Source organism: Amycolatopsis sp. NPDC051106 (genome assembly GCF_040682775.1).
Classification (GTDB): Bacteria; Actinomycetota; Actinomycetes; order Mycobacteriales; family Pseudonocardiaceae; genus Amycolatopsis.
In genome coordinates this window covers 77,412-100,653 of sequence record NZ_JBFBBQ010000023.1, presented here as the reverse complement: position 1 = coordinate 100,653, position 23,242 = coordinate 77,412, and the positions used below count along the sequence as shown (strand labels likewise).

At 71.9% G+C, this 23,242-nt stretch carries 24 protein-coding genes; 10 read left to right on the top strand and 14 right to left on the bottom strand.

Annotated features, from left to right (window positions below; translation table 11 throughout):
• Positions 1-5 precede the first annotated feature (5 nt).
• Both AB0M83_RS19760 and AB0M83_RS19755 read right to left on the bottom strand, forming a co-directional pair.
• A complete protein-coding gene (locus AB0M83_RS19760) occupies positions 6-806 on the bottom strand; it encodes a hypothetical protein (protein WP_364518929.1) in 801 nt (266 codons plus the stop codon).
• A complete protein-coding gene (locus tag AB0M83_RS19755; RefSeq protein WP_364518960.1) occupies positions 806-2,257 on the bottom strand; it encodes a hypothetical protein in 1,452 nt (483 codons plus the stop codon). The genes AB0M83_RS19760 and AB0M83_RS19755 overlap by 1 nt, the downstream gene beginning before the upstream one ends.
• Positions 2,258-2,343: 86 nt before the next feature.
• Here AB0M83_RS19755 and AB0M83_RS19750 point away from each other — a divergent pair, with 86 nt between their 5' ends.
• From AB0M83_RS19750 to AB0M83_RS19740, 3 genes are all read left to right on the top strand, one after another.
• The gene (locus AB0M83_RS19750; protein WP_364518927.1) at positions 2,344-2,781 is read left to right on the top strand and encodes a PPOX class F420-dependent oxidoreductase; all 438 of its coding nucleotides are present in this window, start codon (positions 2,344-2,346) and stop codon (positions 2,779-2,781) included.
• A 39-nt stretch (positions 2,782-2,820) separates the two neighbouring features.
• Positions 2,821-3,672: a coproporphyrinogen III oxidase gene (locus AB0M83_RS19745; protein WP_364518925.1), complete on the top strand. Its 852-nt coding sequence runs from the start codon at positions 2,821-2,823 to the stop codon at positions 3,670-3,672.
• Positions 3,673-4,013: 341 nt separating this feature from the next.
• Positions 4,014-6,176: a PQQ-dependent sugar dehydrogenase gene (locus AB0M83_RS19740; protein ID WP_364518923.1), complete on the top strand. Its 2,163-nt coding sequence runs from the start codon at positions 4,014-4,016 to the stop codon at positions 6,174-6,176.
• A 57-nt stretch (positions 6,177-6,233) separates the two neighbouring features.
• Here the strand turns inward: AB0M83_RS19740 and AB0M83_RS19735 are convergent, their stop codons facing one another.
• Both AB0M83_RS19735 and AB0M83_RS19730 read right to left on the bottom strand, forming a co-directional pair.
• Positions 6,234-6,602: a hypothetical protein gene (locus AB0M83_RS19735; RefSeq protein ID WP_364518921.1), complete on the bottom strand. Its 369-nt coding sequence runs from the start codon at positions 6,600-6,602 to the stop codon at positions 6,234-6,236.
• Between the two features lie 168 nt (positions 6,603-6,770).
• Positions 6,771-7,379: a TetR/AcrR family transcriptional regulator gene (locus AB0M83_RS19730; RefSeq protein ID WP_364518919.1), complete on the bottom strand. Its 609-nt coding sequence runs from the start codon at positions 7,377-7,379 to the stop codon at positions 6,771-6,773.
• Positions 7,380-7,449: 70 nt separating this feature from the next.
• Between AB0M83_RS19730 and AB0M83_RS19725 the strand changes: the two genes are divergently transcribed.
• Entirely contained in the window at positions 7,450-8,319 is an 870-nt protein-coding gene (locus AB0M83_RS19725) for a sterol desaturase family protein (RefSeq protein ID WP_364518917.1), read from the top strand.
• Between the two features lies 1 nt (position 8,320).
• Here the strand turns inward: AB0M83_RS19725 and AB0M83_RS19720 are convergent, their stop codons facing one another.
• Positions 8,321-9,355, bottom strand: a complete 1,035-nt coding sequence (locus AB0M83_RS19720) for a glucosyl-3-phosphoglycerate synthase (protein ID WP_364518915.1) — start codon at positions 9,353-9,355, stop codon at positions 8,321-8,323.
• Positions 9,356-9,532: 177 nt separating this feature from the next.
• On the opposite strand from AB0M83_RS19720, the gene AB0M83_RS19715 reads away from it, so the two are divergent.
• Both AB0M83_RS19715 and AB0M83_RS19710 read left to right on the top strand, forming a co-directional pair.
• Positions 9,533-9,943 carry a DUF6086 family protein gene (locus AB0M83_RS19715; protein WP_364518913.1) on the top strand — a complete coding sequence of 137 codons (411 nt, stop codon included), beginning with the start codon at positions 9,533-9,535 and terminating at the stop codon, positions 9,941-9,943.
• Entirely contained in the window at positions 9,940-10,797 is an 858-nt protein-coding gene (locus AB0M83_RS19710; RefSeq protein ID WP_364518911.1) for a hypothetical protein, read from the top strand. Before AB0M83_RS19715 ends, AB0M83_RS19710 begins: the two co-directional genes overlap by 4 nt.
• Here AB0M83_RS19710 and whiA read toward each other — a convergent pair.
• Genes whiA through uvrC form a run of 4 tightly spaced genes read right to left on the bottom strand, consistent with a single transcriptional unit; the run spans position 10,763 to position 15,603 of the window.
• Positions 10,763-11,755 (bottom strand): DNA-binding protein WhiA, encoded by a 993-nt coding sequence (gene whiA, locus AB0M83_RS19705; protein ID WP_086671216.1) that lies wholly within the window; start codon positions 11,753-11,755, stop codon positions 10,763-10,765. The genes AB0M83_RS19710 and whiA overlap by 35 nt on opposite strands.
• Positions 11,755-12,747, bottom strand: a complete 993-nt coding sequence (gene yvcK, locus AB0M83_RS19700; protein WP_364518909.1) for a uridine diphosphate-N-acetylglucosamine-binding protein YvcK — start codon at positions 12,745-12,747, stop codon at positions 11,755-11,757. The genes whiA and yvcK overlap by 1 nt, the downstream gene beginning before the upstream one ends.
• 1 nt (position 12,748) lies before the next feature.
• On the bottom strand, positions 12,749-13,606 hold the full coding sequence (gene rapZ / locus AB0M83_RS19695; RefSeq protein WP_003101350.1) for an RNase adapter RapZ: 858 nt from the start codon (positions 13,604-13,606) through the stop codon (positions 12,749-12,751).
• A gap of 29 nt (positions 13,607-13,635) precedes the next feature.
• A complete protein-coding gene (gene uvrC / locus AB0M83_RS19690; protein WP_364518907.1) occupies positions 13,636-15,603 on the bottom strand; it encodes an excinuclease ABC subunit UvrC in 1,968 nt (655 codons plus the stop codon).
• Positions 15,604-15,792: 189 nt separating this feature from the next.
• On the opposite strand from uvrC, the gene AB0M83_RS19685 reads away from it, so the two are divergent.
• Together AB0M83_RS19685 and AB0M83_RS19680 are read left to right on the top strand one after the other, a co-directional pair.
• Positions 15,793-16,515 (top strand): trypsin-like serine protease, encoded by a 723-nt coding sequence (locus AB0M83_RS19685; protein ID WP_364518905.1) that lies wholly within the window; start codon positions 15,793-15,795, stop codon positions 16,513-16,515.
• A gap of 71 nt (positions 16,516-16,586) precedes the next feature.
• A complete protein-coding gene (locus tag AB0M83_RS19680) occupies positions 16,587-17,366 on the top strand; it encodes an exodeoxyribonuclease III (protein ID WP_364518903.1) in 780 nt (259 codons plus the stop codon).
• 102 nt (positions 17,367-17,468) lie between these two features.
• Here AB0M83_RS19680 and AB0M83_RS19675 read toward each other — a convergent pair whose 3' ends face one another.
• The 5 genes from AB0M83_RS19675 to rpe form a co-directional block, all read right to left on the bottom strand.
• On the bottom strand, positions 17,469-17,912 hold the full coding sequence (locus AB0M83_RS19675) for a PH domain-containing protein (protein ID WP_364518902.1): 444 nt from the start codon (positions 17,910-17,912) through the stop codon (positions 17,469-17,471).
• Complete coding sequence (gene ribH, locus AB0M83_RS19670) at positions 17,909-18,415, bottom strand: 6,7-dimethyl-8-ribityllumazine synthase (RefSeq protein ID WP_364518900.1); 507 nt, start codon at positions 18,413-18,415, stop codon at positions 17,909-17,911. The genes AB0M83_RS19675 and ribH overlap by 4 nt, the downstream gene beginning before the upstream one ends.
• Complete coding sequence (locus AB0M83_RS19665) at positions 18,412-19,740, bottom strand: bifunctional 3,4-dihydroxy-2-butanone-4-phosphate synthase/GTP cyclohydrolase II (protein ID WP_364518898.1); 1,329 nt, start codon at positions 19,738-19,740, stop codon at positions 18,412-18,414. Before AB0M83_RS19665 ends, ribH begins: the two co-directional genes overlap by 4 nt.
• Entirely contained in the window at positions 19,737-20,366 is a 630-nt protein-coding gene (locus AB0M83_RS19660) for a riboflavin synthase (RefSeq protein ID WP_364518897.1), read from the bottom strand. The genes AB0M83_RS19665 and AB0M83_RS19660 overlap by 4 nt, the downstream gene beginning before the upstream one ends.
• Positions 20,367-20,443: 77 nt before the next feature.
• Entirely contained in the window at positions 20,444-21,115 is a 672-nt protein-coding gene (gene rpe, locus AB0M83_RS19655) for a ribulose-phosphate 3-epimerase (RefSeq protein WP_364518958.1), read from the bottom strand.
• A gap of 138 nt (positions 21,116-21,253) precedes the next feature.
• On the opposite strand from rpe, the gene AB0M83_RS19650 reads away from it, so the two are divergent.
• Positions 21,254-22,453 carry a histidine kinase gene (locus AB0M83_RS19650; protein ID WP_364518895.1) on the top strand — a complete coding sequence of 400 codons (1,200 nt, stop codon included), beginning with the start codon at positions 21,254-21,256 and terminating at the stop codon, positions 22,451-22,453.
• Entirely contained in the window at positions 22,450-23,109 is a 660-nt protein-coding gene (locus AB0M83_RS19645; protein ID WP_364518893.1) for a response regulator transcription factor, read from the top strand. The genes AB0M83_RS19650 and AB0M83_RS19645 overlap by 4 nt, the downstream gene beginning before the upstream one ends.
• Positions 23,110-23,242 lie beyond the last annotated feature (133 nt).

Genomic DNA, 23,242 nt, shown 5'->3' with positions numbered 1-23,242 from the left:
CCCCTCTACAGCGTGTCCGACGCGGCCGCGCGCAGCGTCCCGCCGTCGTTCGCGACGGCCACGACGTCGAGCGCGAGCAGGTCGTCGAAGGCGGCGTCGGCCGCGAGCTCGCGGACCTGGATCTGGTAGCGCGGCGTGGTCCGGTAGGTGCCGCCCTGCTCGTCGCTCACCGGGACCAGGAACCCCTGGTCGGCGAGGAAGCGCAGGGCGCGGCTGACCATGCCGCGGGTGGTGTCGGCGGCGAGCCGGCCGTCCTTGGTGGCGGCGGCCGCGGGACGGCGGGCGTAGGCGCGCCAGGCCTGTTCGAGCTCGGGCGCGTCGGCCAGGGGGTCGTTGTTGGCCTCGGCCGCCGCGGCGCGCTCGTCGAGCATGCGGGCGGCTTCGCGGACCATCGCGTCGACCTGCTCGACGCTGACGCGGCCGATGTAGGTGTCGTTGGCGAGGTCGTCCGGGCGCGGGTAACCCAGCGCCGCGGCGGCGAGGTGGATCAGGCCGTGCAGGACCTTCTCCGTCTCGCGGCGCTCGCGGATCTTGGCCTGCCGGGCGTAGGAGTCCATCTTGATCTCGAACACGGACTCGTCGGTCGCCGCGAGGACCGCGCCGGCCTGCTGGTTGACCTCGAGGACCATGAGCCCGAGCCCGGCGGCGACGGCGTGCGTGAGCGCCTTGAACGCGTTGTCCTCGCCGTAGCGGCGCACGAGGTCGCCGTAGACGACGTCACGCGCGGGCAGCTGCTTCGGCCGCATGCCGAAGGCGACCAGCCGGGCCGCGGCTTCGGCGTCCACGCTGCTGTGGGACAGCGCCATTACGCGACTTCCTCTTCTTCGTCGGCACGCTCTACGGCGGCGGTGGACAGGAGCAGGTCGGCGCCGCCGAAGTCCGGGTCGTCGAGCAGCGTGCCGTCGTCGACGGCCAGGAGGACCGAGCGGTCGCCCTGGCGCCGGGCGGCGCCGATGCCGGGACTGTAGGCGTGCACCGCGCGCAGCGCGACCAGGGCCGGGAGCCCGGGCTGACGGCTGCGGCGGGCTTCTTCGAGCAGGCCGGACAGCCGGCGCGGGACCTCGGGCAGGTCGAGGAGTTCGTCGGCGGCGCGCCAGACGTCGTCGCCGAACTTGTCGGTGACCTCGGCGGGCATGAGCTCGGGCTCGGGGATCTCCCCGACCAGTTGATCGCGTTCCGGCGCGGGCCGCAGCAGCAGGGAGACGAGCGAGGACAGCGACGGCACGACCGGCGCGGTGATGCCGGCGGCGGCGTGGAAGAAGTGTTCGGCGGGTGCGACGGCGTCGGCCAGCGGCAGGCCCAGGGTGGGCACGAGGAGCTGGCCGAAGAGATCCAGGGTCGCGCGCTGGGGCGGGCCGGAGAACTGCTGGCGGTCCTGCTCGGCGCGGAACACCGCGCCCGCGTCGGCGAGCCGGGACTGCAGGCGGGTGTGCCGGCGGATGCAGTCGCCGACGATGTCGACGAGCTCGGCGGCGCGGCGCTTGCGGTCGAGGTCCTCGGTCTCGTCGCGGGCGGTGGTGATGTTCTTGAGGATGGCGTTCTCGGCGCGGAACCGGGCTTCGATGTGGCTCAGCGCGCTGTCCAGGAGCTCCGGGACCTCGCGTTCCCAGTCGACCGACCGGACGTCGCGGCGGGTCGCGTCGAGCTTCGCGCGCAGCGTCTCGCCGTACTGGACGGTCCGGTAGCGCGCCTGCTCGGCGGCCAGCTTCGCGTCGGCCAAGCGCCCGCGGTTGATGAGGTTCTCGAGCTTGACCTCGGCGGCGATCTGGGCCGACTCGACGTCGGTGTCCAGCGCGCCGACGAGGACGTTGATCGCCTCGTCGGTGGCGCGCAGGTAGACCTCGCCGTCGCGGGCGGCCAGCTCGACGAGCAGCTTGAAGTCGAACTGGCGCCGCTGGTAGCCGCCCGGGCCCATCGAGCCGTAGACGCGCCGGAAGCCGCGTTCGGTGGTGCCGACGTTGATCAGGTTGTCGAGGACCCACTTCGCCACGCGGACGTGCTCCTCGGGCATCCGCGACGGCGCCTGCTGCGCGATGAACGGCAGCAGCCGGTCGATGACCTCGTCGTGGCCGGCGCCGGTGTCGAAGTCCATCGCGATGGTGACCTGGTCGATCGTGTGCAGCGCGATCTCGGCCATCTGGTAGATCGTGGCGTCGGCCCAGTCGAGCTTCGCCTTCCGCGCGTCGAGGTCGTGCAGCGGAGCGGTGCAGGCCAGCGCCTTGAGGCGGCGGGTCAGCCCCTCGTCGGCCAGTCCCATCGCGGCCCTGTCGTCGTCTCGCACAGCTGGCCAGGCTAGTCGGCCACCCTCTGCGCACGCTCGGGTGACGGGATAACGTCCCCCTCATGCGTGAGATGAGCCGTGACGAGTGGTGGAAGTTCGCCTCCGAAGGGACCCGGACGGGCAAGCTCGGCCTGGTCCGGGCCAACGGTGCCGCGATCGTCACCCCGATCTGGTTCCTGCTGGACGAGGGCCCGGACGGCGACGAGCTGGTCTTCACCACCGGCACCGACACCCTCAAGGGCAAGGCGATCGCCCGCGACCCGCGGATCTCCCTCGTCGTCGACGACCAGGAGCCGCCGTACTCCTACGTGCAGTTCACCGCCGAGGCGCGGCTCACCCACGACTTCGAGGAGATGCTCGACTGGGCGACCCGGCTCGGTGGCCGGTACATGGGCGCCGCGCGGGCCGAGGAGTACGGCAAGCGCAACGCCGTACCCGAGGAATCGCTCGTCCGGGCGAAGATCACCAAGGTCATCGCGCGGGCCGAGATCGCCGGCTGACCGGGTTTTCGCGGTACCCTGCCGGTGGGGGTGGGGGCCATGCTTTCGGGTGAGGACAGCAGACGGGACGCCGTCAAGGCGATCATGAACTCCGGGCAGCGCGAGCTGGTCGCGGAGCTGGAACGCCTCGACGGCGGGGCCCGGTTCGGCCGGGGCCGGACGCGCCTGCTGGAGGGCGGGGACGTCTTCGAGCGCGCGGGGGTCTGCGTGACGGCCGCGGCCGACGGCGGGTACTTCACCAGCGGGCTGTCGGTCGTGATCCACCCGCGCAATCCCCACGTGCCCGCGTTCCAGGCGCACTTCCGGTACTGCGAATCCGGGGACACCTGGTGGTTCGGCGGCGCCGTCGAACTCGTCCCGTGCTACGGCTTCGCCGAGGACGCGACGCACTTCCACCGGGTGCTCAGGCACCACTGCGACACACTCGACCCGGCGTTCCACGCGCAGGCGAAGCGCACCGCCGACGACCGGTTCCGGCTGCCGCACCGCGACGAGCCGCACGGGCTCGGCGGCATCGCCTTCGACCACCTCAGCCCGGCCGGCCCGCACGGCTGGCGGCGCGGAGCCGCGTTCACGGCGGCGGGCATCGCGACGATCGCCCCCGCGTACCTGCCGATCGTGCGACGGCGACGCGACCTGCCGCACGGCGAGCGCGAGCGGCAGTGGCAGCTCCACCGGCGCGGGCGGTTCGCGGAGTCCGCGCTCTTCCACGCGGCTTCGGCCACGCGGGCCGAAGCCGAGGCCGTGCTGGCGGCGCTGCCGCCGCTGGTCCGGTGGGACGCCGGGTTCGCGCCGGAGCCGGGGAGCCCGGAAGCGGCGCTGGCCGCTTTCCTCGCACCGCGCGACTGGGCGGGCGAAACCACCGCGTCCGACACCCGGATCGCCGGCTGACGCATCGAGCGCCCCAATGTGGCGTTCGGTGCGTCCCACGCACCCAATGTGGCGTTCGGTGCGTCCCACGCACCCAATGTGGCGTTCGGTGCGTCCCACGCACCCAATGCCACATTGGGGCGCTGGTGTCCGCGAGCCGGGTGCACGCACCGGTGAGCGGGAAACCCTTCTTCACCACGGGTGAGCGCCCGTGTCGAGTATTGACACGGCCCGTTCGGAGGGTGTGAAATCTCTCCCTATAGATAGGAAACTTTCCTAACTATTAGATCCGGTTCCGGTGGTCCGCCGACCAGTTCCGCCCCGGTCACCCCCTGTCCCCCGACCCACGCAGGAGGCTCCCAGTGGCACCCCGTCCCCCGTGGCGCGTGGTACTGGCCGGTACCGCCGTCGCGGCGCTCGGCCTCACCGCACTCAGCCCGGTAAGCGCTTTCGCGGCCGCCCCAACGGATTACGAGTCCGAGAACGCCGTGGTCTCCCAGGGCGCCGTCGAATCGAACCACGCCGGCTACTCCGGCACCGGGTTCGTCAACTTCGACAACGTCGCCGGCAGCTACGTCGAATACTCCGTGAACGCCGCGCAGGCGGGCACGCACACCCTGACCTTCCGCTACGCCAACGGAACCGCCAACAACCGGCCCGTGAAGCTGGTCGTCGACGGCGGCGACAAGGGCACCGTCGACTTCCCCGCCACCGGCGCGTGGACGACGTGGAAGACCGTCACCGCGACCGTCCAGCTCACCGCCGGCATAAACAAGATCCGCACCACGGCGACCACCGCCAACGGCGGCCCGAACGCGGACAAGCTCACCGACACCTTCACCGCGCCGAGCGACGGCGAACCGCCGTCGCCGCCGTCGAACCTCAAGGCGGGCACCATCCTCCCGACCGCCGCGACGTTCTTCTGGACCGCCGCGACCGACAACGTCGGTGTCGTGCGCTACGAGATCAACCGCGGCGGCAACATCCTCAAGACCGTCGACGGGACCACGACGAGCGCGACCGTCGACAACCTGACCCCGAACACCGCCTACGACATCTCGGTCGGCGCGTTCGACGCCGCGGGCAACCCGTCGCAGCAGAGCAACGTGGTCACCTTCACCACGCCGCCGAGCGACGACACCACCCCGCCCAGCGTGCCGGGCAACCTGCGCTCCACCGGCGTCACCGCGAACAGCGTTTCCCTGGCGTGGAACGCTTCCACCGACAACGGCGGCACGGTCGCCGGTTACGACGTCTTCCAGGGCGCCACGAAGGTCGCGACCACGACTTCGCTCGGGACGACCGTGACGAACCTGAACCCGGACACCTCGTACACCTTCACGGTCAAGGCGCGCGACCCCGACGGCAACAGCTCCGCGGCGAGCAACGCGGTCACCGCCAAGACGAGCGCTCCGGGCGGCGCGGGCGGCATCCCGGAGTACGACAAGGACATCGCGAAGGTCGACCTCGGCTGGTCGGTGGGCTTCCTGCCGAACGGCAACGCGCTGGTGACCGAGCGGGACCGGTTCGAGCTCCTGCTGGTGACGCCGTCCGGCCAGAAGACCACGCTGGGCAAGGTGCCGGGCGCGGTCGGCACCACCGGCGAAGGCGGCCTGCTCGGCCTGGCGATCTCGCCGAACTGGTCGAGTGACCACGCGATCTACCTGTACCACACCGCATCCGGCGACAACCGGATCGTGAAGATGACCTACGACGGCACCACGCTGTCCTCGACGTCGACGCCGGTGCTGACCGGGATCGCGAAGAACCGCTACCACAACGGCGGGCGGATCAAGTTCGGCCCGGACGGCAAGCTGTACGCCACCGTCGGCGACGCGAAGAACAGCGACAACGCGCAGAACAAGAGTTCGCTCAACGGGAAGATCCTCCGGCTGAACCCGGACGGATCGGCTCCGTCCGACAACCCGTTCTTCGGAACCGGCGGCAACGCTCGGTACGTCTGGAGCTACGGCCACCGCAACCCGCAGGGCCTGGCCTGGGACTCCCGCGGCCAGCTCTGGGCGGCGGAGTTCGGCGAGAGCAGCCAGGACGAGCTCAACCTGATCCAGAAGGGCGGCAACTTCGGCTGGCCGAGCTGCGAAGGCACGCAGGGCAGCTGCAGTGGCTTCATCGCCCCGAAGAAGACGTGGTCGACGTCGCAGGCCGGGCCGAGCGGGCTCGAGATCGTCAACGACTGGATCTACATCGCCGGCGTCACCGGGCAGCAGATGTTCGCGACGCAGATGAACTCCGCGGGCACCGGCGTCGGCACCGTGTCGACGCTGTTCTCCGGCCGCTGGGGCCGGCTGCGCTCGGTCACGAAGTCCCCGGACGGCGGGCTGTGGCTGACGTCGACGAACAACGACAAGAACGGCGGCACGCCGTCGGTGCTGGACAACGTGATCGTGCGGCTGAAGTTCCCCGGTCTGAGCTCGTCCTCGACGATGGCCCAGGCCGAGACGGCGGTCAAGGACGCCTCGGCGGGCAGCGTCGCGCTGCGCGGGAAGTCCGGCGCGGCAGCCTAGAAGCCGCGGCAGGGGTGACCGGAGCGGCGCCGGTCACCCCTGCCGCCCTGCTCCCCCTCAGCCGGGTCCGGCGATGCTGCGGAGATGGGCGTCGACGTCGAAGCCGTGTTCCTCCAGGCGCCGCCGGGCGAGCAGGAGCTCGTCGGGGGTGAACAGCTCGGCGTACTCGTCGCGCAGCATGGTCGCCTCGGAGCTGCGGCCGAGCTGGTTCTTCTCCCAGAGGACCGTGAACCCGCCGGCGGTCCCGGCGCCGCGCAGCAGCAGCCGGGCCGCTTCGACGCCGCCGTGCTCGCGCACCATCCGCTCGAACTGGGCCGGCCGGTAGCCGTAGTCCTTCGCCAGGACGCGGCAGCCGTCGAGCAGGTCCTCGGTGAACCGCGCGGCGAGGCGGGGATCGACCGGGACGGGGGCGACGGGCTCGGGCATGGGACAACCTCTCGACACGATGGCTTCCCTGATTAATCGTGAACGGCACCGGTTTCGCTACGCCGTTCGGGAAGAGTTTCGCCGAGGACCACTCTCCGTGGTCTTGAACGCCGGACAAGCGGTGTGGCCGGGAGCGGCCTTCAGAGGCTTTGGTCCGGCAACGGCGGGTCACCAGCCGAACAGGCCCGTCATGATCCGCGCGCAGCGGGCCGTCATCGCCGCCGCGTCCTCGCCCGGGCGGTCGATCCACCAGCTGATCAGCGAGTCGACCACGCCGGTCCACACCTGGGCGATCGCCTCGATGTCCACGGGGTCGGCCAGCCCGCGTGCCGTCATCAGCTGGGTCGCGCCGAGCAGGGCGAACGCGTCCAGGCGGCGCCGGTAGTCGGCCGCCGCGGCCGCGATGTCGCCCGTCGCGGGGACCGTCTCGTCACGCAGGAGGCGCCACGCGTACCGGTCGTGGTCGAACGTCGTGAAGATCGCCGAGAGCACCTTCAGCGGCATCCGCTCGGGCTCGCCGCCGGCCGCCATGGTCGTCGCGACGCCCTCGGTCAGCCGGTCGCCCGCGCGGTGCAGGCAGGCCAGGTAGAGCCCGTCCTTGGAGCCGAAGTACTGGTAAAGCAACGGCTTCGTGACGCCGACGCGGCGCGCGATCTCGACCATCGACGCGCCCGCGTAGCCCGCCCGGCCGAACTCCTCGGTGCCGGCCACGACGAGCTGGGCTTCCCGCTCTTCGCGGGGCATGCCCTTGGTCCCGACCGCCCTTGACTGCGTCACGCCGGAGAGCCTACCGTGCGTAAAGTGACCCGAGGGTAAGTTACCGCCGGGTCAGATCCAAGGAGGCGACGTGGCCGAGTTCCTGGCGCACCTGCGCGACCCCGTGCTGTTCGCGATCCCGGTGTTCGTGCTGTTCGTGGCGATCGAGGTCGTCGCGGTGCACGTGCTGGGGCACGACGACAACGTGATCGGCTACAGCCCGGCCGACACCCGCACGAGCATGCTGATGGGCACCGTCGCGGTCGGCGTCAACGCGCTGTTCCGGCTGGTGATGCTCGTCGTCTTCGCCGCGCTGTTCGAGCTCGCGCCGGTCAAGTTCGACCCGCGCGACTGGTGGACCTGGGTGCTCATGCTGCTCGGCCAGGAACTGGTCTTCTACGCCTACCACCGCGCCAGCCACCGCGTGCGCCTGCTGTGGGCCGGGCACCAGGTGCACCACTCCAGCGAGCACTACAACTTCTCGACGGCGCTGCGCCAGAAGTGGACCCCGTACTTCCAGCTGCCGTTCTGGTCGGTGCTGGCGCTGTGCGGGATCCCGCCGTGGATGATCCTGACCGGCCTCTCGATCGACCTCGTCTACCAGTTCTTCGTGCACACCGAGAAGATCGGGAAGCTGCCGCGCTGGTTCGAGTACGTCTTCAACACCCCGTCGCACCACCGCGTCCACCACGGCAGCGACGCCGAGTACCTGGACGCCAACTACGGCGGCATCTTCATCATCTGGGACCGGCTGTTCGGCAGTTTCGTGCCCGAAGGCAAGCGGCCGACCTACGGGCTGACGAAGAACATCGGGACGTACCACCTGCTCAAGGTCGGCTTCCACGAGTACGGCTCGATCCTGCGCGACCTCCGCGGGGCGCGGACGTGGCGCGAGCGCGCGGGCTACGTGGTCGGGCCGCCCGGCTGGCAGCCCGTCGAAGCCCGCGCGCTCGCCGAGTGACCTACGCGGTGTCCTGCAGGGTCCGTTCGTTCTCCGGGCGCAGCGTCACCGGCAGGCTCGCCAGCGGCGGGCGCTGCCGCGACGTCAGGTCGGTCAGCACCAGTTCTCGCTCGACGCCGTCCGCGGACGCGCCGCGCTGGAACTGCGCCAGGATCGTGGCCGGCGGGATGGCCGTGACCAGCCGGTCGTAGCGCTCCAGGCGGTCGAACAGCGTCTGCATGATCTGCCCGGACATCCGGCCCAGCGCCTGCGTGCTCTGGTGCCGGTGGACGCGGTGGCCGAGGTCGACCTGGGCCAGCGCGTCGAGGCCGCGCAGCTCGACCAGGTCGATGAGGTGCCCGATCTCGACGCCGTAGTTCACGACGAACGGGATGCTCTCCAGCACCTCGCGCCGCCCCGCGTACTCGCCCGCGAGGGGTTGCACGAACCCGGCCAGCTCCGGCCAGAACATGTTGAGCAGGGGCCGCGCGACGAGCTCGGTGACGCGGCCGCCGCCTTCGGGCTCGCTGCCGGCCGCGCCGTTGAGCGGGCGGTGGTAGAAGCCCTTGACGTAGGCCACGGACGGGTCGGTGAGCAGCGGGCCGAGCAGCCCGGTGACGTAGCTCGTGGTGAAGTCGTAGAGGTCGCCGTCGACGAAGACGACGAGGTCGCCGGTGGTGGCCGCGACGCCCTTCCAGAGGGCTTCCCCCTTGCCCTGCAGTCCTTCGAGGGCGGGGAAGACGGCGTCCTGCGCGACGACCCGCGCCCCGGCCGCGGCGGCCACCTCGGCGGTGGCGTCGGTCGAGTGGCTGTCGACGACGAGGATCTCGTCGACCAGCCGGTGGTGCTCGTGGAGTTCCTCGCGGATCGCGGTGACGATCGCGCCGACAGTGGCTTCTTCGTTGCGCGCCGGGATCACGACCGAGACCGTCGTGCCGCGCTTGGCCGCGACCAGGTCTTCCGCCGTCCAGTCCCCCGCTTTGCTGCTGCGCCGGGCGAGCCAGGTGCCGACCTCCGGCGAAACCTGCAGCCGCGCGCCGTTCGTGCTCGTGCGCATGGGTACCCCTTCCCTCGTTCGGCGTATCCATCCCGAGGTTCGACGCGCCGCGTTTCGGCGGCCGCTCCCCGGTGCTACCGCGGTGTTACGAGATCGCCCCGGCGGCACCGATCCCGTTAACCGCACCGGCGGAAAACCGGCTGACCGGCGGCGGCGCGCGTTCTAGGCTCGGCGCCGATGAGCCAGTGCTTCAGCATCGACGGCCAGGACGTCTGGACCCCCTCGAACGGGCCCGGGCGGCTGTTCGCGCGCCTGGCGGAGGCACTGGTCACGCCGGCCGGGCGGCCGTCCGGGATCGGCGTGACCCCCGGCGATCCCGACGACCACCCGATCGACGGCGCGGTCTTCGCGGAGTTCGTCGGCGCACTCGTCGCCGAATACCGCGCGACCTCGCACCCGATCACCCGCGCACTGCTCGAAGGGTTCGTGGCGACGGCGGCCGTCCTCGCCCGCCGCGGTGGCTGTGCGCTGCCCGCTCTCGACGGTCCGGCCGGGACCTCGTCGCGCGACGTTCCCGGTGGTGGCGCGGCCGGACCGGACCGCTTGGCGGAGCTGATGGCCGAGTGCGAACGCGCGATGCCCGCGTGATCGAACCGAACCGGCCGTTCCGCTGGGGCCTCGTGCGCCCCGACCACCTCGGCTCCCTGCTCGACGGCCTTCCCGAGCCGGATCTGTGGTTCCTCGACGAGCTGATCGACTGTGCCGCCAAGGTGCTCGCGCGGTCCGAGGACGGTGAGCTGTACTTCGTCGGCCGGTCCGTCGACTCCGTGTTCGACCTGCTCGGCGGTGCCCTGCCGGACCCGGGGCGGCTGCACCTGCTGCCGTTGTCCACCGCGTCCGTCGACGGCTGGCCGCACGGCCGGCTCCACCCGGCCGAAGTCGCGCAGCTGCGCGCCAACCTGACCGCGCACGGACTGAGCCCCGCCGCGCTCGGCCGCGGGTCCCGGCCCGTCGTGTTCGTCGACGTCGTGTCGACGGGCCGGACGCTGCGGCAGCTGCTGGACATCCTGCGCGACTGGGCCGCCGACGAACGCGCCGACTGGGCCGCCGTCCGCCGCCGGGTCCGGATCGCCGGCCTGACCCGGCGCACGCACACCAGCCCGAACACCCACCGGTGGCAGCAGCACGCCGGCTGGGCACGGGACCTGACGATCCGGAACGTCTCCGTCGAGTCGGCCGTGTTCAGCTACTTCGCCGACCGGCAGCAGAAGCTGACGCGCTCGTTCGGCCGGGAACTCTGGGCCGACGGAGACGTCCGCACGCCCGCTCGCGACCACCGGACCCGCCGGGCGCTGGCCGAAGCGGTCGCCGTCGTCGAAGCCGGACGCACCCCGGCCGTCCGCGCCCGGCTCGCCCGGGTCCTCGACCGCGAGCCGGCGCTCTCCGAGGCGTGGCTGCGGGACCTCGTCAGGCGTCTTCTTCTTCGAGCATCTCCGGCGTGACCGCGGACTCGGTGTCCGGGATGTTCAGGTCCTTGGCCCGCTTGTCCGCCATCGCCAGCAGCCGGCGGATGCGCCCGGCCACCGCGTCCTTCGTCATCTGCGGGTCCGACAGCTGGCCCAGCTCCTCCAGGGACGCCTGCCGGTTGGACAGCCGGAGCTTGCCCGCCGCCAGCAGGTGGTCCGGAGCCGTGTCGCCGAGGATCTCCAGGGCACGCTCCACGCGGGCCGCCGCCGCCACCGCCGCGCGGGCCGAGCGGCGCAGGTTCGCGTCGTCGAAGTTGGCCAGGCGGTTCGCCGTCGCCCGGACCTCGCGGCGCATGCGGCGTTCCTCCCACTGCAGGACGCTCGTGTGCGCGCCCAGGCGGGTCAGCAGCGCGCCGATCGCGTCGCCGTCGCGGACCACCACGCGGTCGGCGCCACGGACTTCGCGCGACTTCGCCTGGATGCCCATCCGCCGGGCCGCGCCGACGAGCGCCAGTGCCGCCTCCGGGCCGGGGCACGTCACTTCCAGGGACGACGAGCGGCCCGGTTCCGTCAGGGACCCGTGGGCGAGGAACGCGCCCCGCCACGCCGCTTCCGCGTCGGCCACTCCCCCGGACACCACGGCCGCGGGCAGCCCGCGCACCGGGCGGCCGCGCTGGTCGATCAGCCCGGTCTGGCGGGCCAGGCCCTCACCGTCCTTGACCACGCGCACGACGTACCGGGTGCCCTTGCGCAGCCCGCCGCTGGCGGTGATGACGTGGACGTCCGAATGGTGGCCGTAGAGCTCGTGGATCTCCTTGCGCAGCCGCCGGGCGACCGAGCCCGTGTCCAGCTCCGCCTCCACGACCACCCGGCCGGCCACGATGTGCAGCCCGCCAGCGAAGCGAAGCAGCGACGCGACCTCCGCCCGGCGCGGCCCGATCTTCGTGATCTCCAGCCGGCTCAGTTCGTCCTTCACCGCGGCGGTCATCGCCATTACTGCCCCTCCCTGCCTTTCGCTCCTCCCCCGTGCTCCCCGCCCCTGCCGAGACCGAGAGCCTCCCGCATGCATCGCGCGAGCGCATCAGGATCATGCCGTCCCGCCACTTCCGGGTCGCCCACCGCCCCCAGGTGCGCGCGCCCGCCGAGCCGTTCCGCCGCGCGCCGGAGATTCGCCGGGTCGGGCACGGAATCGCGGTCCGCGATCACCGCGTCCACCCGCAGATCGGGCGCGTGCTCGAAGAGTACGTCCAGGTGCCGCTCCGGGGAGAATCCCGCGGTTTCCCCCGGCTGGGGGACAAGGTTCAGCACCAGCACCTTCGTCGCGGTGGTCTTCACGAGCGCGTCGTGCAGGCCGGGCACCAGCAGGTGAGGTAAAACGCTCGTGAACCACGAGCCCGGGCCGAGGAAGACGACGTCGGCGCCGAGCACGGCTTCCACCGCTTCCTCGCACGCCAGCGGCGGCCGCCCCGAGCCGCCCGGTGAACGCAGACTGACGCGCTGCACCTGCCCGGGTGTGGTCGCCACCGCGACCTGCCCGCGGATCGTGCGCAGAGCGTCCGGGTTTTCGCTGTCGAGGCCGCTGACCTGGCCTACGATCTCCAGGGGCTCCGGCGACATCGGCAGCACGCGACCCGAGACGCCCATCAGGCGGCACGCTTCGTCGAGCGCCGCCACCGGGTCGCCGAGCACCTCGAACAGCCCGGCCAGCAGCAGGTTCCCCACCGCGTGCCCGGCCAGCGCGCCGTCACCGCCGAAGCGGTGCTGGAAGACCTCGGCCCACAGGGTGCCACCGTCTTCCGCGGCGAACGCGGCGAAGGCCTGCCGGAGGTCGCCCGGCGGCAGCAGCCCGAGTTCGCGGCGCAGCCGGCCGGACGACCCGCCGTCGTCGGCCACGGTGACGATCGCGGTCACGTCGGGGGTCACCCGCCGCACCGCGGACAACGTGGCGTGCAGACCGTGGCCGCCCCCGAGGGCGACCGCGCGCACGTTATTCACGACCAAGGTCGCGGTGCACCACCTTCACGGCCATACCGTCCTCTTTGGACAGACGCTGGGCGAGCTCCACGGACAGCGCCACGCTGCGGTGCTTGCCGCCGGTGCAGCCGACGGCGAGGGTCAGGTACCGCTTGCCCTCGCGCTTGTAGCCGGCGCCGATCAGCCGCAGCAGCTGGTGGTAGCGGTCGAGGAACTCCTCCGCGCCTTCCTGCGAGAGGACGTAGTTGCGGACCTCGCCGTCGAGGCCCGTGTGTTCACGCAGCTCCGGGATCCAGAACGGGTTCGGCAGGAACCGGACGTCCATCACCAGGTCGGCGTCCATCGGCAGGCCGTACTTGTAGCCGAACGACAGCACGGTGACGCGGGTCTGGGTGCTCGCCTCGGAGCCGAACGCGTCCTCGATCTTGGCGCGCAGGTCGTGCACCGACAGCGACGACGTGTCGAGCACCAGGTCGGCCTCTTCGCGCAGCGGCTCCAGCAGGGTCCGCTCCGCCGTGATGCCGTCGGCGAGCCGGCCGTCACCCTGCATCGGGTGGCCGCGGCGGACGGCCTCGAAGCGCCGCACCAGCACCGCGTCGGTCGCCTCCAGGAACAGCACGCGCGGCTTGTAGCCGCGGGCGTCCAGGTCCTTGATGACCGAGGCCAGGTCGTCGGTGAACGCGCGCGAGCGCACGTCCATCACCACCGCCACCTTCGTGATCGCGCCGCGCGCCTGCGCGCCCAGCTCGACCATCGTGGCGATCAGCTCCGGGGGCAGGTTGTCGACGACGAACCAGCCCAGGTCCTCCAGGCACTTGGCCGCCGTGCTGCGGCCCGCCCCGGACAGCCCGGACACGACCGCGACCTCCATGCCGGACCCGCGGATTTCTTCTTGCGCACTCACTGTGTTTCCCTACTCCCCTGCTCTGTGCCGTTGCTCGCGCCGGACTCCCCGGCCAGCGCGGCGACCACGGCCTCCGCGGTGCGCCTGCCGAAGCCGGGCACCGCCTCGATCTCTTCGATCCTGGCCTGCTTGAGCTTCTTCACCGAACCGAAGTGCTTGATCAGGGCGGTGCGGCGAGCCTGCCCCAGCCCGGGCACACTGTCCAATTCGGACGTCACCAGGCGCTTGGAGCGCTTCTCGCGGTGGTAGGCGATGGCGAACCGGTGGGCCTCGTCACGCAGCCGCTGGAGCAGGTACAGCCCCTCCGAGGTCCGCGGCAGGATCACCGGGTCGGGGTCGGCGGGCAGCCACACCTCTTCGAGCCGCTTCGCCAGCCCGATCACCGAGATGTCGGTGATGCCGAGCTCGGCCAGCACGTCCGCGGCCGCGGTGGCCTGCGGGCCCGCGCCGTCGACGACCAGCAGGTTCGGCGGGTAGGCGAACTTCTTCGGCCGGCCGGTCTCCGGGTCGAGGCCGGGTGTGCTCGACTCCTCCGCGGTTTCCTTGAGGTAGCGGTAGAACCGGCGCCGGACGACCTCGGCGATCGAGGCGACATCACCCTCCGTGGCCGCTTCCCGCAGGGCGAAGCGCCGGTACTCGGACTTGCGCGCCAGACCGTCCTCGAACACGACCAGCGACGCCACGACGTCGCTGCCCTGGATGTGGCTGATGTCGATGCACTCGATGCGCAGGGGCGCGGTGTCGAGGGCCAGGAACTCCTGCAGCTCGGTGAGGGCCGCCGAGCGTGCCGTGAGGTCGCCGGCGCGGCGCAGCTTGTGCTGGGTGAACGCCTCCCCCGCGTTGCGCTGCACAGTCTCGGCCAGCGCCTTCTTGTCGCCGCGCTGCGGCACCCGCAGCTGGACCCGCGAGCCGCGCAGCCCGGTGAGCCACTCCGCGACCGCGTCGGCGTCCGCGGGCAGCTCCGGCACCAGCACCTCGCGCGGGACGACCGGGCCGGCATCGACGTCGTCGCGGGCGTCGAACTCGGCTTCGTCGCCGTAGAACTGGGTGAGGAAGTGGTCGACCAGCGCCGGGACGTCCATCTCCTCGGCCTTGTCGATCACCCAGCCGCGCTGGCCGCGGACCCGGCCGCCGCGCACGTGGAAGACCTGGACGGCGGCCTCGAGGTCGTCGTGGGCGAACGCCACGACGTCGGCGTCCGTGCCGTCGCCGAGCACCACGGCCTGCTTCTCCATGGCGCGGCGCAGCGCGCCGAGGTCGTCGCGCAGCCGGGCGGCGCGCTCGAACTCGAGGTCTTCGGACGCGGCGGCCATCTCGGCTTCGAGGCGTTTGATCATGACGTCGGTCTTGCCGGCGAGAAAATCGCAGAAGTCCTCGACGATGTCGCGGTGCTCGCCGGCCGAGACGCGGCCGACGCACGGCGCCGAGCACTTGTCGATGTAGCCGAGCAGGCAGGGCCTGCCGATCTGGCCGTGCCGCCGGAACACCCCGGCCGAGCAGGTGCGCGCCGGGAAGACGCGCAGCAGCAGGTCGAGCGTCTCGCGGATGGCCCACGCGTGCGCGTACGGGCCGAAGTACCGGACGCCCTTCTTGCGCGCGCCGCGGTAGACGTGCAGGCGGGGGAACTCCTCGTTCAGCGTCACCGCGAGCATGGGGTAGCTCTTGTCGTCGCGGTAGCGGACGTTGAACCGGGGGTCGAACTCCTTGATCCAGTTGTACTCGAGCTGGAGCGCCTCGACCTCGGTGGTGACGACGGTCCACTCGACGCTCGCGGCCGTGGTGACCATCTGGCGCGTGCGCGGGTGCAGGCCGGAGAGGTCGGCGAAGTAGGAGTTCAGCCTGCTGCGCAGGCTTTTCGCCTTGCCGACGTAGATGACCCGCTTGGTCGCGTCGCGGAACTTGTACACGCCAGGGGCCTCCGGGATGCTTCCCGGAGCGGGTCGGTAGGTGGTCGGGTCAGCCACTCCCCCAGCTTATGGGCCACCACCGACAGTCCCCGCCGCCCCCCGGTCTGCCGCGGCGGCGCCCGGGCTGTCCGCCCCGCCGGAAGTAGGGTGTTCGCCCGGTTCCGACTTCGGTAGGTGTCGCCCCGGGTGACGCGGTGGTTACTTTCCGACCGGCCGATCCGGCCCCCGTCCGAAAGGATCCCCACCGTGAGCTCTCTCCGTGTTTTAGGTGCCGCTTCGGCGGCCGCCGTCGCGCTGACCCTCGCGGGTGGCGCCGTCGCCTCCGCCGGCGTCCAGCCGAACATCGTCGGCGGCACCACCGCCCCCACCGTGTCGTGGGGCGCCCAGGTGTACGTGAACACGCCCGGCCGTGACTTCGAGGGCTTCAACTGCTCGGGCACGGTGATCGCCGCGCGCTGGGTCATGACGGCGGTGCACTGCCTCGACCAGGACGGCTCGGGCATGCACGTCAAGGTCGGCAGCAACACGCTGTTCTCCGGCACGCAGATCGCGGTCGACGGCGAGTACGAGTCCCCCAACGGCGACATCGCGCTGCTGCACCTGGCGTCGGCGACCAGCGCGGCGCCGATCAGGCTGGGCAGCGCCGACCCGTCGACGGGCAGCACCAACCAGCTCTACGGCTGGGGCCGCACCACCCCGACCGGCCCGCCGGCGTCGGCGCTGAAGACGGCGAACGTCCAGGTGACCGGCCGGTCGACGGACGCGTACGGCGGCCGCGCGATCCAGAGCGTCGGGATCAACGGGTCGGCGTGGAAGGGCGACTCGGGCGGGCCGCAGCTGTCGGGTGGCGTGCAGGTCGGCGTCGCGTCGACGGTCCAGAACCAGAGCGGCACGAACACGCGCGGCACCAACAACTACGCGAGTGTGGCTTCGAGCCGATCCTGGATCCGGACGACCGCGGGAGTCTGAGGTTCGTTCCGGCGGGGCGGCGCTCCGGCGCCGCCCCGTTCTTGTCGGTGGGGTGTGGGATGCTCGCGGGCATGCGGATCGTCACCTGGAACGTGAACTCCATCGTCCCCCGCCTGCCGCGTGTGCTGGACTTCCTGGAGCAGACGGCACCGGACGTGCTGTGCCTGCAGGAGCTGAAGAGCACGACGGAGAAGTTCCCGGCCGCCGAGATCGAGGCGCTGGGGTACGAGGTGGCGGCGTACGGGCTCGGGCAGTGGAACGGCGTCGGGATCGTGTCCCGGGTGGGCCTGTCCGACGTGGTGCGAGGCCTGCCGGGCGAGCCGCAGTTCGACGGAGCTGCCGAGGCGCGTGCGATCGGCGCGACGTGTGGGGGCGTGCGGGTGTGGTCGGTGTACGTGCCGAACGGGCGCGAGCCGGCCAACCCGCACTACGCGTACAAACTGGAGTGGCTGGAGGCTTTGCGGTCGCTCGTGGCTTCGGAGCTTGCCTCGGACGGGCCGTTCGCGGTGCTCGGGGACTTCAACGTGGCCCCGACGGACGCGGACGTCTGGGACATCACGCTGTTCGCCGAGTCGACGCACGTGACGAAGCCGGAGCGGGAAGCCTTGGCCCGGCTGCGGGACCTGGGATTGTCGGACGTGTTCCCCCGGCCGTTGAAGTACGACCACCCGTTCACGTACTGGGACTACCGGGCGGGAAACTTCCCGAACAACAAGGGGATGCGGATCGATCTCGTGTACGGGAACGCCGCGTTCTCCGGCGCGGTGACGGATTCCTATGTGGACCGGAACGCGCGGAAGGGGAAGGGTCCGTCGGACCACGCCCCGATCGTGGTCGACCTGGACCTCTGACCACCGGCCTTCGAACGCCCCAAGGTGGCCTTGGTTGCGTCCAACGCACCGAAGGCCGCCTTGGGTGCGTCAGACGCACCGAAGGCCACCTTGGGGCGGAGATCAGCCGCCGGTCGCCGCGCGGTGCAGTTTCCTCAGCGCTCGCACCGCTTCCACCGCCCGGTCCCGATCCACCGCCTGTACCGCCATCACCGCGTGGTACTCGTCCTCCGGCAGCTCCAGCCGCGCCCACGACGCGCCGTCCGGGAAGCTCACCGAAAGCACCTCGTCCCACGCGAACCGCCGGGTCATCAGCACGTTGCGGACCTCGATGCCCTCGGAGTCCGCGCGTACCCGGGCGATCGCGAACAGCATCACGCCGCACGCCAGCAAAATGCCGATGCCGATCATCGCCGCCTGGTCGGAGCGCTGGAAGTGGACTCCCGTGTTGCCGTTGCGCAGCAACACCGCCACCACCACGAACACCGCCAGCAGCGCCACCGCTAGCACGCTGCACATGATCAGCGCGCGCCGGGGGCGGATCACCAGGAGAGTCTTCACGGTCACACGAAACCCCGCTCGGTCCACGGCTGGCGCAGGCTCCGCAGCACGTGTGCGGAGTCCAAGGCCGCGACAGTCGCTTCGTAGCCCTTGTCCTCCTTCGAGCCCGGACGGCCCGAGCGGTCGACCGCCTGCTCGTGCGTGTCGCACGTCAGGACTCCGTTGCCGACCGGGGTGCTCTCGTCCAGGGCCACCCGGGTCAGGCCCGCCGTCACCGCGTCGCACACGTACTCGAAGTGCGGGGTGCCGCCGCGGATGACCACGCCCAGCGCGACCACCGCGTCGTGGTTGCGGGCCAGCGCCTGCGCCACCACCGGGAGTTCGACCGCGCCCGCGACGTGGACCACGGTCGGCTCCTCCTCCAGCTCCGCCTCGCGCGCCGCGAACAGGGCGCGCTCCAGCAGGACGTCGGTGATGTCCGCGTTCCACCGCGTCGCCACGATGCCGAGCTTGAGCGACTTGCAGCCGGTCAGGTCCAGCGAAACGTCAGGACGGCCTTCGCCGCTCACAGCTTTCCTCCGTCGGGGTGCTCGGTCCCCGCACCGACCTGGTCGTAGTGCTCCAGCTGGGCGAGGTCGTGCCCCATCCGGTCGCGCTTGGTCCGCAGGTAGCGCAGGTTCTCCGGGTTCGGCGAGATCGGCAGCGGCACGCGCCCGGTGACGCGCAGGCCGTAGCCCTCCAGGCCGATCCGCTTGGCCGGGTTGTTCGACAGCAGCCGCATGGTGCGGACGCCGAGATCGCACAGGATCTGCGCGCCGGTGCCGTAGTCGCGGGCGTCGGCCGGGACGCCGAGGGCGAGGTTGGCGTCCACCGTGTCCGCGCCGTCGTCCTGCAGCTGGTAGGCCTGCAGCTTGTGCAGCAGGCCGATGCCGCGGCCTTCGTGACCGCGGATGTAGAGCACGACGCCGCGGCCCTCGGCGGCCACCGCTTCCAGCGCCGCCTCCAGCTGCGGGCCGCAGTCGCAGCGCAGGGAGCCGAAGACGTCGCCGGTCAGGCACTCGGAGTGGACGCGCACCAGGATGTCCTGGCCGTCGCCGATCTCGCCGTAGACGAACGCGACGTGCTCGATGCCGTCCAGGAGGGAGTCGTAGCCGACCGCGCGGAACGTGCCCGCGGACAGCGGGATGCGGGCCTCGGCGACGCGCTCGACCTGCTTCTCGGTGCGACGGCGGTAGGCGATGAGGTCGGCGATGGTGATGATCGCCAGGTCGTGGTCGGCGGCGAACACCTCGAGCTCGTCGCGGCGGGCCATGTCGCCTTCGTCCTTCTGCGACACGATCTCGCAGAGCACCCCGGCCGGCGCGAGCCCGGCCATCCGGGCCAGGTCGACCGACGCCTCGGTGTGCCCGGGCCGGCGCAGCACGCCGCCGCCCTTCGCCCGCAGCGGCACGACGTGCCCGGGACGGCGGAAGTCCTTCGCGGTCGACGCCGGGTCGGCCAGCAGCCGGATCGTGTGCGCGCGGTCGGCGGCGGAGATGCCGGTGCTGATGCCCTCGGCGGCGTCGACCGTGACGCTGTACGCGGTGCCGCGCGCGTCCTGGTTCGTGTGGTACATCGGCGGCAGGTCCAGCCGGTCGGCCTCGGCCTCGGTCAGCGCCACGCAGACGTAGCCCGAGGTGTAGCGCACCATGAACGCCAGCAGCTCCGGTGTCGCCTTCTCCGCCGCGAAGATGAGGTCACCCTCGTTCTCGCGGTCCTCGTCGTCGACCACGACGACCGGGCGGCCCGCCGCGACGTCCGCGATCGCCCGCTCGATGGCGTCGGCGTCGAACACCGCCCCGGTGCCGCAGGGCGTCCAGCCCGCTTCGGGTTCTGCCGCACTCGCTTCACTCATGACCGCTCCTCCGTGCCGCCGTCCCGATTGTGCACCTGGTCGCGGATGTGTGCCTCGGCCAGCTTTTCCACGTACTTCGCGACCACGTCGACCTCGAGGTTCACCAGGTCGCCGGCCTCCCGGCCGCCGAGGGTGGTCGCCTCGAGGGTGGTCGGGATGAGCGCCACCTTGAACCGGTCGTCGGTGACGGCGGCGACGGTGAGGGAGATCCCGTCGACCGCGATCGATCCCTTCTCGACCACGTACCGGGCCAGGTGCGCGGGCAGTGCGAACGTCGTCACGCCGTCCTCGTCGCGGGAGAGGAACACGCCGGTCCCGTCGACGTGGCCCTGCATGATGTGCCCGCCGAGCCGGCCGCCCGCCGGGGTCGCGCGTTCGAGGTTGACCCGGTCGCCGACCGCGACCTTGGCCAGGCTGGAGCGCTGCAGCGTCTCGTGCACGACGTCGACGGTGAACTCACCGCCCGCCACTTCGACGACGGTGAGGCACACCCCGCTGACCGCGATGGAGTCGCCGTGCCCGGCGTCGCTGGTGACCAGCGGGCCGCGGACCCGCAGCCGTGCCGCGTTGGTCAGCTGCTCGACCGAGGTGACCTCGCCGATCTCCTCGACAATGCCGGTGAACACGTCCTGCCTCCTTGTGAGCCGGTCCTCCCCATCCAACACCCGCCGCGGCCCGGTGGCTTCTCCGGTGCCGCCGCGGTTCAGCCGGCCCGGCCGCGGGCCGCCTGCTCGCGCAGCGCGGCGACCGCTTTGCCCGGATCGCCGGCGCCGTAGACGGCGGACCCGGCGACGAAGCAGTCGACGCCCGCCTCGGCGGCCTGCTCGATGGTCTCGGCGTTGATCCCGCCGTCGATCTCGACGACCAGCTTCAGGTGCCCGGTGTCGACCAGCCGCCGCGCCGTGCGGACCTTCTCCAAGACGTCGGCGATGAACGACTGCCCGCCGAAGCCCGGCTCGACCGACATGACCAGCAGCGTGTCGTAGTGCTTGAGCGCGTCGAGCCACGGCTCGAGCGCGGTACCCGGCTTCAGCGACAGGCCGGCCTTGGCGCCGGCGGCGCGCAGGTTCTTGGCCAGCGCGACCGGGTCCTTCGCGGCCTCGGCGTGCACGGTGACGTTGTAGGCGCCGGCCTCGGCGTAGCCGACCGCCCAGCGGTCCGGGTCGTCGATCATCAGGTGGCAGTCGATCGGCACGTCGGTGCTCTTGAGCAGCGCCTTGACCACGGGCAGGCCCAGGGTCAGGTTGGGCACGAAGTGCGCGTCCATGACGTCTACGTGCACCCAGTCGGCACGGTTGTCACCGGTGCCGGCCACGGCGGCGATCTCCTCGCCGAGCCGGGCGAAGTCCGCGGACAGGATGCTGGGGGCGATCAGGGGTCGGTCTGCCACGTCCCGAGTGTAGGAGGAGCGCGCTAACGACTGCTAACCGGTTGTGACGGATCTGGCGTACGACCAGGATCTGGCTCCGGAGGGGGAAGCACCCGGGCCCCGGTGCCCCATAACCTCGGCGTCATGTCCGGTTTCCCCCGTTCCCTGCTGCGTCCCGGCGGCTACCTCAGCGTGCCCTACGCCCTGCTGGGGACCGCCCTGACGCTGCCCGCGTTCCCCTTCGCCCTCGTCGTGGCGCTCGTCCCCGGCCCACCTCAGCTGCACTTCGTGCTCGCGCTGGCCGTGGTCGCCCTCGTGCTGGGGCTCGCCGGGCTGGCCGGGCCCACGCGGCGCTTCGGCGTAGCCGTGGCCAACGCCATGCTCGGGACCGACCTGCCCGCACCGGGACGTGCCCGGCTCGCCTGGCCGGACCGGCTGCGCTCGGCCGCCTGGCTGGTGCTGCACGGCGCGCTGGGCGGGCTGCTGCTCATGGTCGAAGGCGGGCTGCTGCTCGGCGTCCTCGTGCCGGCGATGTGGCTGAACGGCGACCAGGGGCAGTTCTCGTTCTTCGGCGCGACCACCGAGGCCGGGCCCTGGACGGTGCCGGTCGCGCTGGTCATGCTCGTGGCCGCGCTGCTGCTCGCGGCCGCCGCCACCCGCGGCTTCCGGGCCGGCGCGCGAGCGCTGCTGGGTCCGTCGGCGGCCGAACGCGTGGCGCTGGCCGAGCGCCGGGCCGCCGTACTAGCCCGGCGCAACCGGCTGGCCCGCGAGCTGCACGACTCGATCGGCCACACGCTGACGACGTCGACCATCCAGGCGGCGGCCGCCGCCGACCTGGTCGAAGCCGACCCGGCCCAGGTGCGCCGCGCACTCGGCACGATCGAAGAAGCGTCTCGAACCGCCCTCGAGGACCTCGACCACGTCCTCGGCCTGCTCCGCGAAGAACCCGCGGCCAAGGAGCCGGCGCGCACGCTCGCCGAAGTCGACGTCCTCGCCGTGCGCGCCCGCGACGCGGGGCTCGACGTCCGGCTGACCGTCACCGGGCCGGTCGGCGCGCTGCCCGCCACGGTGTCGCGCGAGGGCTACCGGATCGTCCAGGAAGGCCTGACGAACGCACTGCGTCACGCGGGCCCGGGCGCGGTCGACGTCCGCGTCGAGGCCGGGGCCGAGCGCCTGGCGATCGCCGTCGTCAACGCCCTGCCCGGCGTGGCGCCGCGGCCCGGGCGGCGCGGGCTGACCGGCCTCGCCGAGCGCGTCGAGGCGCTGCGCGGCGAGCTCGACGCGGGTCCGGACGGCGAGCGGTGGCAGCTGCGCGCGACCATCCCGCTGCGGGCGGGCACGTGACGCCCACCGTGCTCCTGGCCGACGACGAGCCGCTGGTCCGCACCGGCCTGCGGGCGCTGCTGGAGCAGCAGGGCCTGCCGGTGGTCGGCGAGGTGGCCGACGGCGCCGAGGTGCTGCCCGCGGTGCGCCGCACGCATCCGGACGTCGTGCTGATGGACGTCCGGATGCCGGGCACGGACGGCATCGAGGCGACCCGCCGGCTCCTCGCGGAGCTGACCGAGCCGCCGAAGGTCCTCGTGGTCACGACGTTCGACAACGACGACTACGTGCACGAGGCGCTGCTGGCCGGGGCGAGCGGGTTCATCCTGAAGCGGGCGCGCAAGGAGGAGATCGCGCACGCCGTGCGGACCGTCGCCGCCGGGGAGTCGCTGCTGTTCCCGGAGTCGATCCGGCGGCTGGTGAGCGGGCGCCCACCCGGCGGGAAGTACGCGCGGGCCGCGAAGACGCTCACCCGGCGCGAGGCCGAGGTGCTGCGGCTGATCGCCACCGGACTGTCCAACGCCGACATCGCGGCCGCGCTCGTGATCAGCCTCGAGACCGTGAAGACCCACGTGGGCAACATCCTCGGCAAGCTCGGCGCGGCCAACCGCAGCCAGGCGGTGGTCATGGCGTACGAATCGGGCCTCGTCGCGCCCGGCCACCTCGCCGGCCGATGACCGGCGTGTTCCCGGTCACCTCCGGGAAGCCATGAGTTCGGCCGGTGGTCACCCGGCGCTCACCCGCCGTCCCTCCTCGGCACACATGCAAAGGGACTAATAACCCGTGTCCGGAACCCGGACTCGTACCTCC